The 13775-nt window shown below is 69.9% G+C and carries 16 protein-coding genes and 1 pseudogene; 12 read left to right on the top strand and 5 right to left on the bottom strand.

The features are described from left to right. The first annotated feature begins 121 nt into the window (after window positions 1-121). Window positions 122-2152 carry an FxSxx-COOH system tetratricopeptide repeat protein gene (fxsT, locus tag AMK25_RS20115; RefSeq protein ID WP_083664769.1) on the top strand — a complete coding sequence of 677 codons (2031 nt, stop codon included), beginning with the start codon at window positions 122-124 and terminating at the stop codon, window positions 2150-2152. Window positions 2153-2312: 160 nt separating this feature from the next. Here the strand turns inward: fxsT and AMK25_RS20110 are convergent, their stop codons facing one another. Beyond that, window positions 2313-3059: a GntR family transcriptional regulator gene (locus AMK25_RS20110; RefSeq protein WP_073829863.1), complete on the bottom strand. Its 747-nt coding sequence runs from the start codon at window positions 3057-3059 to the stop codon at window positions 2313-2315. A 174-nt stretch (window positions 3060-3233) separates the two neighbouring features. On the opposite strand from AMK25_RS20110, the gene AMK25_RS20105 reads away from it, so the two are divergent. The 4 genes from AMK25_RS20105 to pyrE all read left to right on the top strand — a co-directional run bounded on the left by AMK25_RS20105 (window position 3234) and on the right by pyrE (window position 6032). Beyond that, window positions 3234-4424, top strand: a complete 1191-nt coding sequence (locus AMK25_RS20105; protein ID WP_073829862.1) for a helix-turn-helix domain-containing protein — start codon at window positions 3234-3236, stop codon at window positions 4422-4424. A 224-nt stretch (window positions 4425-4648) separates the two neighbouring features. Then, the gene (locus AMK25_RS33095) at window positions 4649-5086 is read left to right on the top strand and encodes a hypothetical protein (protein WP_443189919.1); all 438 of its coding nucleotides are present in this window, start codon (window positions 4649-4651) and stop codon (window positions 5084-5086) included. Continuing rightward, on the top strand, window positions 5083-5301 hold the full coding sequence (locus AMK25_RS20095; protein WP_073829861.1) for a hypothetical protein: 219 nt from the start codon (window positions 5083-5085) through the stop codon (window positions 5299-5301). The genes AMK25_RS33095 and AMK25_RS20095 overlap by 4 nt, the downstream gene beginning before the upstream one ends. 206 nt (window positions 5302-5507) lie before the next feature. After that, window positions 5508-6032 (top strand): orotate phosphoribosyltransferase, encoded by a 525-nt coding sequence (gene pyrE / locus AMK25_RS20090; protein ID WP_043324701.1) that lies wholly within the window; start codon window positions 5508-5510, stop codon window positions 6030-6032. A gap of 20 nt (window positions 6033-6052) precedes the next feature. Here pyrE and AMK25_RS20085 read toward each other — a convergent pair whose 3' ends face one another. Next, a complete protein-coding gene (locus AMK25_RS20085) occupies window positions 6053-6637 on the bottom strand; it encodes a GIY-YIG nuclease family protein (RefSeq protein ID WP_073829860.1) in 585 nt (194 codons plus the stop codon). A gap of 59 nt (window positions 6638-6696) precedes the next feature. Here AMK25_RS20085 and AMK25_RS20080 point away from each other — a divergent pair, with 59 nt between their 5' ends. From AMK25_RS20080 to AMK25_RS20070, 3 genes are all read left to right on the top strand, one after another. Continuing rightward, window positions 6697-7125 (top strand): YunG family protein, encoded by a 429-nt coding sequence (locus AMK25_RS20080; RefSeq protein WP_241826422.1) that lies wholly within the window; start codon window positions 6697-6699, stop codon window positions 7123-7125. A gap of 62 nt (window positions 7126-7187) precedes the next feature. Continuing rightward, the gene (locus AMK25_RS20075; RefSeq protein WP_140946045.1) at window positions 7188-7700 is read left to right on the top strand and encodes a hypothetical protein; all 513 of its coding nucleotides are present in this window, start codon (window positions 7188-7190) and stop codon (window positions 7698-7700) included. A gap of 7 nt (window positions 7701-7707) precedes the next feature. Next, complete coding sequence (locus tag AMK25_RS20070) at window positions 7708-8631, top strand: AEC family transporter (RefSeq protein WP_073829859.1); 924 nt, start codon at window positions 7708-7710, stop codon at window positions 8629-8631. A gap of 16 nt (window positions 8632-8647) precedes the next feature. Here the strand turns inward: AMK25_RS20070 and AMK25_RS20065 are convergent, their stop codons facing one another. From AMK25_RS20065 to AMK25_RS20055, 3 genes are all read right to left on the bottom strand, one after another. Further along, on the bottom strand, window positions 8648-9301 hold the full coding sequence (locus AMK25_RS20065; RefSeq protein ID WP_073829858.1) for a Type 1 glutamine amidotransferase-like domain-containing protein: 654 nt from the start codon (window positions 9299-9301) through the stop codon (window positions 8648-8650). A gap of 80 nt (window positions 9302-9381) precedes the next feature. Next, window positions 9382-9744 (bottom strand): nuclear transport factor 2 family protein, encoded by a 363-nt coding sequence (locus AMK25_RS20060; protein ID WP_073829857.1) that lies wholly within the window; start codon window positions 9742-9744, stop codon window positions 9382-9384. A 195-nt stretch (window positions 9745-9939) separates the two neighbouring features. Further along, window positions 9940-10557 carry a CGNR zinc finger domain-containing protein gene (locus tag AMK25_RS20055; RefSeq protein ID WP_073829856.1) on the bottom strand — a complete coding sequence of 206 codons (618 nt, stop codon included), beginning with the start codon at window positions 10555-10557 and terminating at the stop codon, window positions 9940-9942. 108 nt (window positions 10558-10665) lie between these two features. Here AMK25_RS20055 and AMK25_RS20050 point away from each other — a divergent pair, with 108 nt between their 5' ends. The 4 genes and pseudogenes from AMK25_RS20050 to AMK25_RS33255 form a co-directional block, all read left to right on the top strand. Beyond that, window positions 10666-11850 carry an MFS transporter gene (locus AMK25_RS20050; protein WP_158070670.1) on the top strand — a complete coding sequence of 395 codons (1185 nt, stop codon included), beginning with the start codon at window positions 10666-10668 and terminating at the stop codon, window positions 11848-11850. Window positions 11851-11895: 45 nt separating this feature from the next. Further along, a complete protein-coding gene (locus AMK25_RS20045) occupies window positions 11896-12717 on the top strand; it encodes a helix-turn-helix domain-containing protein (RefSeq protein ID WP_073829854.1) in 822 nt (273 codons plus the stop codon). A gap of 66 nt (window positions 12718-12783) precedes the next feature. Beyond that, window positions 12784-13365: a dihydrofolate reductase family protein gene (locus AMK25_RS20040; protein WP_073829853.1), complete on the top strand. Its 582-nt coding sequence runs from the start codon at window positions 12784-12786 to the stop codon at window positions 13363-13365. Window positions 13366-13434: 69 nt separating this feature from the next. Further along, window positions 13435-13662: pseudogene (locus AMK25_RS33255) on the top strand (hypothetical protein); the annotation flags it as partial. Window positions 13663-13775 lie beyond the last annotated feature (113 nt).

The following is a 13775-nucleotide window of genomic DNA, read 5'->3' as shown; positions in this document are numbered from 1 at the left end:
GCGCATCTATCGACAAGGTGTAAAGTCTGAATCCCACGGTTCGCCGTTGACGCGCTCATCGAAGGCGGGGTAACGGTTGAGAGGAATCGCGCGGTGGCTAGTAGCTACCGGTGCCAGCGCAATGCTGGTGGCAGCGACCTGGCTCGTGTGCCAGGTGTGGGCTGATTTGGACGTACAGACATCAGCAACGGTAGCCGCACTCGTATGTCCGGTCATCGGCGCGGCGCTCGCTGCCTGGGCCAGCAATTCGGAGGGCCAGAAGCCCGCCACCAGATCCGTCCCTTCGAGTGGACGTCGCGAAGTCGTCGACAACCTCCCGCCGCGTAACCGCTCTTTCGTTGGGCGAGACGTCCAACTCGCCACTTTTGAGAACGGCCTGGAGAGGCGGACGTCGGCGGTCGTGCAGGTGCTGCACGGAATCGGCGGCGTCGGGAAAACCACGTTGAGCATCGAATACGCCTACCGGCGCATGGGGAGCTACGACTTCGTCTGGTGGATCGATGCGGAGACGCCCTCGATGATCGGCGGCCAGATGGCATCGCTGGGCGTTGCGGCCGGGTGGGTGCAGACGGCGGCGGACATCCCGTCTGCACTCCGTGAGGTGAGCCTCCAGTTGGCACGCACCGATCGGTGGCTGCTCATCTTCGACAACGCCGAGGATCCAGCCTCGCTGGCGCAGTGGGTGCCTCAGGGCCCGGGCCACGTCATCGTCACCTCCCGAAATCCTGCCTGGGAGATGGTGGGCGGCCCGGTTGCCGTGAACCCGTTCTCACGAGCTGAATCGGTGGCCCTCATGAGACGTCTCTCGCCCACATTGAGCAGCGGTGAGGCGAACGACATCGCCGGCTGCCTGGAAGACCTGCCCTTGGCGGTCGCCCAGGCGTGCTCTCTCATGAACGAAACAGGCATGTCCGCAGCGGAGTACCTCAAGGAACTGGATCGTAACGGTAGAGAACTGCTGGAGAACGGGCGCCTGCCGACGTATCCCACGCCGTTGACCCAGGTGGTGGTGACCGCTCTGCGGCGAATGGAAGGAGAATGCCCGGCAGCCGTTCAGCTTCTTGAGATCTGCTCGATGATGGCAGCCGAGCCGATCCCGGTGGAGTTGTTTTCTCCAGCGATCAGCGCTGTCTTGGCCGAGCCGCTGGCAGGGCAGTTGCAGACGACGTTGGGAATGCGCCGAACGCTCGGGTGGATCTCGCGCTACGGCGTGGCTCGGGTAGATGAGAAGTCGATTTTGCTTCACCGACTCGTGCAACTGGTGATCAGCGGAAGTATCGATGCGGGACGTCGGCCGGAAGTTCGCCTGAGGGCCGACGAGGTTCTGGCGAACCTGTGCCCGGCCGACAGCAAGAGCACTTCTTCGTGGGAACTCTGGGACCGGCTGATGCCGCACCTGCTGGCGAGCGACCTCGCCGCGACCCGATCAAGTGGTCTGCGATCCGCCGCTTATGCTGCGGCCTGGTATCTGATCGAGCGTGGCGAGCTGGAACGCGGCCGGGAGCTTGCCGCCACCCTCTACGAGCACTGGCGGGTCTCCCTCGGCCCTGATGATCGGCAGACTCTTTCCGCAGGCCATACCCTGGTTAGTGCGCTCTGGCGGCAGGCGCGGTACGCGGAGAGTCGGGACCTGGTCGTCGAGGTGTACAAGCGGAGCAGTCAAGCCTTCGGACATGATCATCTGTCCACGCTCAACGCAGCTGATCACGTAGCTTCCAACCTCCGAGAACTCGGAGAGCCGCGAGAAGCTCGTGCCCTGCACGAGGACACGTTGAAGCGGAAGACGCGGATTCTCGGTGAGGAGCACCTGGAGACGCTGGGAACCGCACACAATCTTGCTCTGGATCTTCGGGCCCTCGGCCTGCACGAGGAAAGTCTGACGCTCAACCAGGAGACCTACGTGCGCCGGCGGAGGGTGCTCGGCGACAATCACCCCCATACGCTGCTCTCGGCCCATGACGTGGCGGCCGGGCTGCTTGCTGTCGGTCGCGCCGATGAGGCACTGGCTCTTTGCCGGGAGACGTTGACCAGGCGCATCGAGGTGCTCGGGGAGGAGCATCCGGAGACCGTGAAGACGGTGCGTCTTACGGAACAGATCGTGTCGGCCGCAGCCGAGGACACCCGATCTCGGATGCCTGGCGTCATGCCGTAACCGTCACTGGAGGAGGTACCTGCCAGCATCCCTGTCTGCGCTGTGACGCAAGCCATGGGCTGACGGTGGTGTCTTGGTGGCCCTCACTGCGAGCTGCCACGACCACTCCACGGCCCTGCGCTTCGGTGGCGAGTCTTCGCCGGACGGTTGCCGCCCTACGTCAGTCGATCGGTAGACGGTAGACGAGGTCGTTTCGGCCGCCGGGCAGCACGATGTCGGCCGTCTCCGCCGGCGTGCCGCTCGCCGTGTAGGTCCGCTCGATGGTGTGCACGAACGTGCGGGCCGGCAGGTTGAGCGCCTCGACCTCATCTGCGGTCGCCGAGCGAAGGCTGACGCGCTCCACGACCTCGTCGACCCGTACGCCGATGGTGTGCATACGAGCGACGACGCCCTTGATCTCGCCATCTTCTGGCCACTCGACCGGCGTGCCCTGCGTGACGGCAAGCGGCTCGTACGACACGGAAAGCTGTATCGGTTCGCCGTCCGCGAGGAAGCGGTATGACGTCCGCATCACCGGTGCGCCCGGCTCGATGCCGAGCCGGGCGGCAATCCGCTCATCGGCCCGCTCGTGTCGGCTGTCGTGCTCCCAGGTGCCCTGCTGCCCGACGCCGGCCGCGTCACGGGCGAACGGGGACGTCGGGCCGTCGCCGGAGCGAACGTCGCGGCCCCGGGCGTGACGAACCAGCCGGGTGGTGCCTCGGACGTATACGCCGGATCCGGCGCGACCCTCCACGATGCCCTCGCCCTTCAGCACGGCGATGGCCCACTTGGCGACGGTCCGGCTCACGTCGTACTGGCGCATCAGGCCGGATTCGGACGGCAACTTGGCTCCAGCGGGAAGTTCTCCGGACAGGATCGCGGCACGTAGGTCGGCGGCGATAGCCAAGTAGGCAGGCGGCATTGGCATGTCGGCGGCACCTCCGGTCAGCCCAACCAGTCGACCACAGAGCGCGGGGGAGCGGCAGGTAGGAACCCCTCGACGTCAATGCGAGAGCACCGATCCACGTACACTGGCGGACGGGTATGCGGCTCACCGGCCGGTGCCGAAGTCCCAGCCCTCGTCCTGGGAGGCAGGCGAGACATGGCGAGCAAGGCCGACACGATCGGCGCCCGGATTCGCTACTGGCGGATGCGCCGTGGCGGGATGAGCCAGGCCGTCCTCGCCGGGCTCGCCGGAGTCAGCCAGTCCTACATCTCTCAGGTCGAGTCCGGCCGCAAGACGATCGACAGGCGCTCCACCCTTGTAGCTGTCGCCGCCGCGTTGCAGGTCACGGTTGCGGACCTGCTCGGTCAGGGCACCGAGACCGGTGACCCCGCACGTGAGCGCGCGGCGGAGTGCGTGCCGGCGATCTGGTCGGCGCTGATCGAGATCGAGGACGGCGAGCGGCGGCCGTCGACGCTCAGCCGGGAAGAACTGGCGGCGGGCATCGCGCGCAGTGAGCAGCTTCGCCACCGCTCGAACTTCCCGGCCATGGCCCAGATGCTGCCCGGCCTACTGTTGGAGGCGGCTGCGGCGGGCGGACCGGCGCTCGCACAGGTGGCGTACCAGGCGTCGGCCTGCCTGCGGCACCTCGGCTATCGCCACCTGGCGTTGAACGCCGCTCGGGTCGCGGTGGCGGCGGCCGAGGACGTGGAGGAGGCGGCGTGGCTGGGTGCGACCCGTTTCGCGTACGCGCAGAGTCTGCCGATCGAGTCGGCCCCGCTTGCCGCGCGGGCGGCTGACCGGTCGCTCGCGGAGCTTCAGTCCGCCGCCTCCGACGAGCGGGTCCGGCAGATGCTCGGCCAGTTGCACCTGTCTGCGGCTCTGGCCTCGACAGTCAGCGGGCGCCTCGACGCCGCGCGTGACCATCTGACCGAGGCTGCCCGGGAAGCGGCGACCCTCGGCGATCCGGCGGACGGCATGGGGTTCAACGGCTGCGGGTTCGGGCCGACGAACGTGACTCTGTGGGAGATGTCCATCGCGGCCGAGTCCGGCGAGCCCGGCCGGGTGATCGAGCTGTCCCGCACGGTACGGCCGCAGGTGCTGGCGGCGTCGATCCGGCAGATGTCGTACTGGCTCGACCTCGGGCGTGCTCTGGCCGATTCCGGTCGCCGGGACAACGAGGCGATCGCGGCGTTCGTGCGCGCGGAACAGGCAGCGCCGGTGCCGTTCTCGCTCAACCCGCTCGCCCAGGACGCCGTCGTCGCGATGGCGCAGCGGGCCAAGCGGCGGGCCGTGCCGAACGAGCTGCGTCTGCTGGCTGGGCGGCTGGGCATCAGTCTGGCGGCATAACCAGCGGTAATTTCTCCATCACCATGCGGCCCTAGTGTCCGTTTTCGGATGAGGAAACGCCTCATCCTGCCGGGCGCGACGCCGCACTCCCTTGTGAAGTGATCCGTCGCGCCGGAGCAGACGGAGGTGGTGATGGGCGGTCGGAACCGTTGGCGCCCCACGGGCCAGGAAGCGCAGAAAGCCGAATGGGAGGCGGCGAAGCGGAGAATCCTCGGGCTGGCTGAATCCGATCACGCGCAGGCAGCGCCCGGCGAGGCGGCAGCGGCGCAAGCGCCGCATCGGGATGCCGACGTCGCACCCGCCAAGCCGCGCCTGCCGTACGAGGGCTACCTCCTCGCGGTCGCGTCGACGCTCGTACGCCGTCATCGCCCGGCCTGGTCGTGGCGGAGGTGGCGGTGGGTGTGCCGCTGTGGAGCCGAGCTGCCGTGCCGGAACCGCCACCGCGTACCGATCAATCGCGGTCACTGGCCGCCGCAGGAGGATCAGTGAGCACTGCGGAACAGGCGATCCTGGCTGTGCACGTACGGGGTTTGGACGGCATGTGCGTGGGTTGCCGGCTGTGGTGGGCGCGGCTGACTCCGTACCCCTGCTGGCAGGTCGCGTGGGCGACCAGCCGGCAGGCGCGCGCGAGCGTCGCCCGCTTCCTGGGGGTGCGCGGGTGAGCACCCACGGGCCGGTGCTGCCGGTCTGGACGTGCGGCGGGTGCGGTGCGCCGTGGCCGTGCGCGACGCGGCGGCGGGAGCTGCTTGCGGAGTACGAGGGCGCGCCGGTGTCGCTGGCGGTGTACCTGGGGGCGCAGTTGGTGCGGGCGACAGCGGATCTGAGCTGGGCGCCGGCGGGGTCGTTGCACCGGCGGTTCCTGGGGTGGTTGCGGTGAGCGTGCTGCGGGCGGGGGATGAGAAGTTCCACTACAGCGACGGGTCGCACCGGTGGACGGCGCCGATCCGGAGTACGACCAGGAGGTGTGGGAGGAGCAGGTGCGCCAGCACAAGCTGGGTCATCTGCGGAACGAGCGTCCGAGGGTACGCCTTCGGCGGATCGTGTGATCCCGGCCGATCGTGCGGCGGATGCGAGACTGTGCCGGTGACTCACCCGCTCGCGCGCCGCGTCTATGACACCTGCCATCTCACCGGCCGGTTCCATCTTCGATCCGGGCAGGTCAGCGACGAGTACTTCGACAAGTACCTGTTCGAGGGGAAGCCGGAGCTGCTGCGCGAGGTCGCCGAGGCGATGGTTGCTCTGCTGCCGGAGTGCGACGTGTTGGCGGGGATGGAGATGGGCGGCATTCCGATCGCCACGGTGATGTCGCAGCTGACCGGGCTGCCCACGGTCTTCGTGCGGAAGCAGGCGAAGGAGTACGGCACCGCGAAGGTGGCCGAGGGCGGGCCGGTGAGCGGTCTGCGGGTCGTCGTGATCGAGGACGTCGTGACCACCGGAGGCGCGCTTCTGGCCTCGTGCGGACACCTGCGGTCGGTCGGCGCGCAGGTCGAGACGGTGGTCTGCGCCATCGACCGCGAGCAGGGCGGCCGGGAGAACCTGGCGGCCGAGGGACTGCACCTCCGCGCTGCCCTCACCCGCCGGGATCTCGAAGCCGCACTGACGGCGTGAGGCTCGCACCCCACCTGTGGCTAGGGCTGCGCCGGGCCGCTGCTGACGTTGTACGAGTTCTTGGCGGCGACCACTGCTGCCTGGATGTGCTCGGGGTCGACGCCGTGGACGTTGAGCGGCGGGTGCAGACGCCGGACGAGTTCGGCCTCGATGACCGCCGGCTCGGCATCCTCCGCCCAGGTCAGGCGCAGGTGCTCGTGCATCCACGCGGTCAGCCGCGTCTCGTCCTCGGGGACCAGGACGACGCGGTCGGTCCAGGTCGTCCGGTAGCCCTCGGACACGAGGAGCCCGGCCAGCGTGCGGCGCAGCGTCGAGCTGCCCGACCGTCGCAGATGGTTGCGCAGGATCCGGCCCCGCAGGCTGGTCGCCCGGCCGAGATAGAGCAACCGCCGCGACGGGTCGCTGTCGTTCGGCGGCCCGGGGAGGTCGGGAAGGACCGAGGGCAGTGCCCACCAGGCGTAGACGCCGCTGCCACGGGCGAGCCGCTTGACGGCGACGTCGAGCGCGACCGGCGGGCCGGAGAGCAACCGCAGGGCCTCGTCGACCCGTTCTTCGTCGGTCGGGACGTCGGCGGATCGCCGTTCGGGGAAGGTCACCGGGACCATCCTAGGCGGTTGGCGGGTTCCCTTGACTCTCGACCCGGTCGAGGGCCGACCCTTCCCGGGTGACGTCTGAGAAGCACGACCGACGATCAGTCCCGCTCGCGATCGACCTGGAGACGCTGCGGCCGGTGCTGCGCGCCGGCTGGGGAGCGGACACCTGTGACCCGCACGACGTGCAGGACTGGCACGCCGGCAACCCAGCCCGTGGTCAATGCGGGGTGACCGCATTGATCATTCAGGACCTGCTCGGCGGAGAGCTTATCCTCGGCGAGGTCCACGCCGGAGACGCCAGGGTCGGCTACCACTACTGGAATCGACTGGCCGACGGCCGCGAGGTGGACCTGACTGCTGACCAGTTCCAGCCGTCGGAAGTCGTTGTCGGCGGTCAGGTTCAGCAACGCCCGCCGGGACCACCCGTCCGGTGCCGCCGACAGTACGAGATCCTGCGGGACCGCGTCCTCGTCGCCCTCTACGGCGGCAATCCGGGTTGACGGTCGCGACGGCGGGTTGCCTGAACTCGTCCGGCTGGCGCGGTCTTCATAGACTCCCGCCTGTGCGAGTTCGTCTGGTGATCGCCGGGGTGATTGTCGTGCTGGCCGTGGTCGCGGCGACGGTGGCCGGGGTGCGCTGGTCGACGGCCGGTGAACCGGTCTCCGTCGCGGCGCCGTCCGGGGCGTCCACCGTGCTGCCGGAAGGCGCGTACGAGGACGTCGTCGACAACCGGGCGCTCGAGGTCTCCGTCGACCTGAGCAACGACCGCGGCCGGCCGATGGTCGACACGTACGCCATGCCGTCCACGACCGCCTGGGAGCAGGTCCGGTCCGCCGTCGCCGGGCAGCTCGACGGATGGGAACAGGTCGGGGACTGCGCCGACACGGGGGAGCGGCGGGTGCAGTGCTCCTGGTCGGAGCCGACCCGCTGGTGGCCCCGCACGGTGCGGATCGTCTTCCTCCGGCCCGCCCCGCCCGGTGGCGACCAGTCCTACGAGTGGCCCGACAACACCTTCCTGGTGGTCGGCTCCGCACCCGGCGCCTCTCCTACGCCACGGACGTCCGCCCTTCGGTGACGCCCGGATGAGCTTGGTGGCGGCGTTCGTACCGATCTGGATCCTCACCGCGGTCGGCTACGCGGCCTGTCGCTGGGGCCTGCTGGGCGAGGCGGCGGCGTCGGTGCTCGGCCGGTTCGTGTTCCACCTCGCGATGCCGTCCGCCCTGTTCCTGGCCCTGTCCCGGATGCCACTGTCCGGGTTCGCCGGCCGCTCGCTGCTCGCCTTCGGGGTGAGCACCGCCGCGGTGGTCGGGCTCGGGTGGGTCGGCGCGAGCCGGCTGTTCGGTCGCGGGCACGGCGAACGGCCGATCTGGGGCATGGCCGCCGGGTACGTGAACTCGGCGAACCTCGGCATCCCGATCGCGACGCAGGTTCTCGGCAGCGTGTCGTTCCTGGCCGAGGTGGTGCTGCTGCAGGTGCTGGTGGTGACGCCGGTGATCCTGATCGCGCTGGACCGGCACCGCGACCCCGCCGGGCGGGTGCGGGTGCGCCGGATCGCCTCCCTGCCCGTACGCAATCCGGTGATCCTGGCGTCGCTGCTCGGTGTCGCCTGCTCGGCTGCCGGGCTGCGTCTGCCGTCGGTGGCGGCCGCGCCGCTGACCCTGCTGGCGGGCGCCGCGGTCCCGGCCGCGCTGGTCGCGCTCGGCGCGTCGCTGCACCGGACGGCGCCGTCGCGGGCCGAGCCGGTAGAGCCCGCCGCGCTCGCCGTGATCACCGCGCTGAAGCTGGTCGCGCAGCCGGTCATCGCGTACGCGGCCGGGCTGGCCCTGCACCTGTCCGCGCCGCAGTTGCTCGCCGTGGTGGTGTGCGCGGGCCTGCCGACAGCGCAGAACACGTTCATCTTCGCGCAGGAGTACGGCGTCGGCGAGACGGTGGCCAACCGGGCGGTGGTGGTGACCACGACGCTGTCGCTGGTCACAGTGGCCGCGGCAGCGGCGCTGCTCGGGTAGCTCCGCTCGATCGCCGCTACGCGGGGAACCGCCTCCAGTGCCCCTCGGAGACGACCTCGACGGTGCCGTCGACCACCGTGATGGCCGTCTGGTCGTCGATCGCGTACGCCGGACCCGCGATCTCGGCCGCCCACTTCTCGGCGTTCGCCATGGTGTTGTCCGGTTCGAGGCCCAGGTGCGGGAAGATCGAGAAGTCGACGAGCCCCAGCGTGCGGTCGTCGGGCGCGGACTGCCACTCGACGAAGTCCCTCCCGACGCGGGGAGTCAGCACCATGCTCCCCGCGCTCAGCCCCACCCAGACGGTGTCCCGCAGCGACGGCAGCAGGTCCGCCAGCCCGGACTGCCGCATCCAGTGGCACAGGTACGTCGCGTCGCCGCCGTGCACCAGGATGACGTCCGCCTCCCGTACCCAGGGGACCCACCGTTCCTCGCCGATGCTGGGCAGCGCTGTCAGCTCCAGGACGCCCAGCGACTTCCAGCCCAGGCCGGTCATGGGCAGCGGTGTCTGACCGGTGATGAAACGCCAGGCCGAGGCCGGCCCGCCCATCGGGTAGGCCGCCGTGGGAATGCAGAGGGCGGTGGACTCGGCGATCGGCTTGCCCAGCAGGCCGACCAGCGCATCCTGGATGCTCGGGTTCTGGACGCCCGCGGATGTGAGAAGAAGCTTCACGCCTACCTCCGGTGCGTAGCGGTTGGGTGCACGGGAATGCAGACCGGGCACCGTATCGAAACTCATCGCCACGCCTCGCGTCACTCGCGGATCTCCATCTCTGCCACCAGGCCGTCGGCGAGGCGGTAGACGTGCGTGACGGTGTGGTCGGCGAGCTTCGCTCCGGCCTTGTCGTGGACGACCTGATGAACGGTGACGGCGATGCGACCGTCGGCCTCCGTGCTGAACGCGGTCGGCGTGACAACAGGTTCGAGATGGTCCCACTGCCGGCGCCAGTAGGCACTCACCTGGTCCCGGCCGCGAAGGACGCCTCCCTCCCAGCCGTTGGGCCACGAGACATCGGGCGTCATGGCGGCCAGCAGCGTGGGGATGTCACGCCTGTTGAAGGCCGCGTAGAGGTTCGTGAGCAGGGCCTGGGAGGTAGGGCGTCTCGGCGGGTCCACGGAGCCAGCATGGCCGGTGGGTGAGACCTCGTGCAGACGTCTTCGCGGTCAGCAGAACGCGAGCAGATTCGGACGGTAGGGACGCAGCCCCCGCGGCGGGCCACGACCGTCCCGTTGTGATCTCCGCCCACCTGCCGGCGCGTGCCCACATCTGCTCCTCGAAGGCGCTGCGGCCGGCCGTCTCGCGCCATGCGCTCACCGTCTTGTGCGGATGCGTCGTACCTCGACGTAGCGGCGGATCTTCTCTGCGGTCCCGCAGTCGTCCATGCTGCACCAGCGACGGCTGCGGTTCTTGCTCTCGTCGATGAACAGGAAGCGGCAGCCCGCGCATCGCTTGATCCGGTCGAGCGCACCCGTGGTGAGAAGCTGGACCGCCGCATGGACCACCGGCCGTAAGGGCCGGGCAAGCGTGTGGTCGTCCCGCCAGGACCATGCGAATGTCTTCCCGCGCATGAGCTGTGCGTGGGCGAGCGCGTCGGCTTCGTCGTCGCGCAGCCGGGTCAGCGCCGCTACGCCCGGGTCCTCGCCGGCGGCCAGTGGCCGGAACACCTCGTCCAGGTAGTCACGGGTGCGCAGTGCCTGCGCGAAGGCGGTGTGGGTGCTGTCCGGACTGCCGCGGGACAGCCGGCGCAACGCCGCCGCGTCCGTTTCGGTGAGGGTGCCCGCGTGCACGCTCCAGGCGATCAGCTCGGCGTAGCCGGTGAGCACGTCATCGTCCGGAGGCCCGACGGGTGGGCCGGCACGGGTGTTGAGGAAGTCCAGCGCGAGGTCGCCGCCGACCAGGCGCATCCGCGTAACCCCTGCTGTTTCCATCAAAACCGACTTTACCAGTTGCCCCGCGACGGGAACGTTCCTAGAGTGTTTCCGTCATAGCCGGTTTAGGGGGTAACGATGGGCCAGGCGCACGCACACCGGCGGGCAGTGGGCGCGCTGATCGGCCTCGCCGGCGGAACGTTCCTCTACACCGCAGCCGAGGCGCTGCCGATCGGGCTGCTGTTGCCGATGGCCGTGGACCTGGCCGTTCCGCCGTCCCAAGTGGGCATGCTCGTCACCGTGTACGGCGCAGTGGTGATGGTCGCCTCGGTCCCGTTGACGGCGCTGGTGCGCAGAGTTCCTCGCCGACGGTTGCTGTCAGCGCTCCTGGTCGGCTTCGTCGTCAGCAACGCGATCACGGTGTTCGCGAGTACGTTCACCATGCTGATGGCAGCCAGGATCGCCACCGCGGCCACTCATGCGTTGTTCTGGGCGGTCGTCGTGCCGACCGCGGCTGAGCTGTTCCGACCCGGACTGCACGGACGGGTGGTCGCGATCGTGTTCGCCGGCGGCAACGTCGCCCTCGTCCTGGGCGTGCCCGCGGGCACCTGGCTGGGTGAACGTGCCGGCTGGCGGGCATCGTTCCTGGCGGTGGCCGGGCTCGGTGTGCTCGTCTTCGCCGTGGTGGCCTGGTTGCTGCCGTCGACAGGGCCGGCACAGGGGCACGCCGGCCGGGGCAGAACCCCCGACTCCCGCCGATTCTGGCTCCTGGTCGTCGTGGCCGTCCTGTCGACCGCCGGCGCCATCGCCGCCTACACCTACATCGCCCTGTTCGTCACCGAGGTCACCGGATTGCCCGCCGCGTCGATCGCTACCATCCTGCTGGCGCGCGGCGTCGCCAGCGTCCTCGGCATCCTCGCCGCCGGAGCGATAGTCGACCGCAGCCCGTGGTCCGCCCTGGTCGCGACAGTCGCACTGCAGTGCGTGGCGCTGCTCGGCCTGTACGCCTTCGGCCACCACCCGGCGGTTGCCGTCGTCCTGATCGCAATCGCCGGACTGGGGTTCGCCGCGTTCACCGCGGCGCTCGGCGGCCTCGTCCTTCAGGTGGCGCCCGGCCGCTCCGATCTCGCCGCCGCGACGCTGTCCGCCGCCGTCAACGTCGGCATCACCGGTGGCGCCTTTTTCGGGGCCCTCGTACTGGAAAGCCACGGTGCCGCCGGCACGATGTTGATCGGCGCCCTGCTCGGCGCTGTCGCCCTCGCGCTCGCCCTCGGCGAACGACTCATTCCGCCGCCGCACAGCAAGGGCGGCGCGGCCGTTCGTGAGTCGATCCCGGCGGGGCGTCGGCGGTGACGGCGGGGCGTCCGCGATGCTGTGGGCGTGGAGTACGTGTCCAGAGTGCCTCGACCGCCGCTGGACGGGCTGATCGACGACCTCTACTACCTGGCCGGCACGCCCCCGTACCCCCGGCTGACGCTGCCGCCGATGCCGGCGGCGCTGCTCATCGTCAACCTCGGCGCGCCGTTCCGCGTCCGCGGCGGCACCGACATCGAAACCACCGGGTACGCCGACGGCTGCGTGATCTCCACTCCCACCCGCGCGTTCGAGTTCGGCTACCCGCGCCCGACCCGGTCCGTCGGCGTACACGTCAAGCCGTGGGGCCTGGCGCCGTTCCTGCCGATGCCCGCGGCCGAGCTGTGCGACCGGCCCGTGACGCTGGAGCAGGTCTGGGGCCGGCCCGCCGTGGCCGAGCTGCGCGACCGGCTGGCCGCGGCCGACGGGCCGCACGAGATGCTGACGCTGCTCGAACAGGAGCTGAGGCGACGGCTGTCCGAGACCACCGGGCTGGGGCTGGTCCGGCACACGAGCGGCGTCATCGCGGCGACCAGCGGCGCGGTGCCGATCGGTGACCTGAGGACGGCGGCCGGTGTCAGCAGCACCCATCTGACGCAGCGGTTCAAGGAACTCGTCGGCGTCACGCCGAAGCGGCTGGCCCGCACCTACCGCTTCGCCGCCGCCGTGTTCGCGATCGACCCCACCCGCCCGGTCGACTGGGGCGAGCTGGCAAGCGACGCGGGCTATTTCGACCAGGCCCACTTCGGTCACGAGTTCCGGGCGTTCACCGGGCTCACGCCGACCCGGTACGTCGAGGTGCGGCGGCGGTTCCTGCGCGAACACCCCGGCCACGTGATCGACGGCTGGTCGCTGCCGGCCGATTGATTTCCTACAAGAACAGCGGTCCACGGGACGCTAGCTTGGGGGCACCTGAGGCAGAGGAGAACCGGCGTGGGCACTGTGGTCCTGTACAGCTCGGTGTCGGTGGACGGCTTCGTCGCGGACGACAACGACCAGCCCGGGCCGCTGTTCGACTGGTTGACCAGCGGGGACGTCCCGCTGGACGACAGCGGCGCGTTGCGGGTGTCGCAGACGTCCCACGACTACGTCCGGCCGTACTGGGACCAGATCGCTGTGACTGTCGTCGGGCGGCACGTCTTCGACCTGACCGACGGCTGGGACGGGACGCCGCCGAGCGGGATCGACCACGTGGTCGTCGTGACCCACCGGCCGGCGCCCGAGGGCTGGGACCACGGGGCGCCGTTCCACTTCGTCGACGGCGTCGAGGCGGCCGTGGCCAGGGCGCAGGAACTCGCGGGGGAGCGCATCGTCGAGGTCGCGGCCGGCGACGTCGGAGGCCAGGCGCTCGCCGCGGGCCTGGTCGACGAGGTACGGATGGACGTCGTACCCGTGGTGTTCGGGTCCGGGAAGCGCTTCTTCGGGTCGGTCGACGCGCAGCACCTGCTGGAGGACCCCGACGTGGTGCTTCCGGGCGAGCGGGTGCTTCACCTGCGCTACCGGGTGCGCCGCTGACGCTCCGGCCGGCCGTCCGGATACGAAAAGGGCTGTGGGGACCGCGCGTCGAGTCAGGATGATGTCGCCGTGGACCATCCGCCCCCGATACCGGATCCATCCGACGGCACCATCCGCCACTATGTCATCGCCGCATCGGAGCGGGGAAGCCCTCGGTACCTGGACCTCCTTCACGGTGGCTTCGGCCTGCCAGGCGGGCAGGAGGACGCCTCAGTCGTGCGGGCGCTACGCCATGACTCCCGACGCGTCAGCGACGAGGAACTCGTCTTCCTGCTCCAACCTGGCCGACTACCGAACTGGCGCTCACGGTTGGTCGCCGCCTACCTGATCGGGTTCGACAGCGAGGCCAGGTCCAGACCCGCCAGGATGGCCCGGATGCTGACGCGCTGATATTCGAGGAACTCACACAG

Origin of the sequence: Micromonospora sp. TSRI0369 (assembly GCF_001905625.1) — a bacterium.
Classification (GTDB): Bacteria; Actinomycetota; Actinomycetes; order Mycobacteriales; family Micromonosporaceae; genus Micromonospora; species Micromonospora echinospora_A.
The sequence above is the reverse complement of the archived record's forward strand: the minus strand, read 5'-3'. Positions and strand labels throughout refer to the sequence as shown.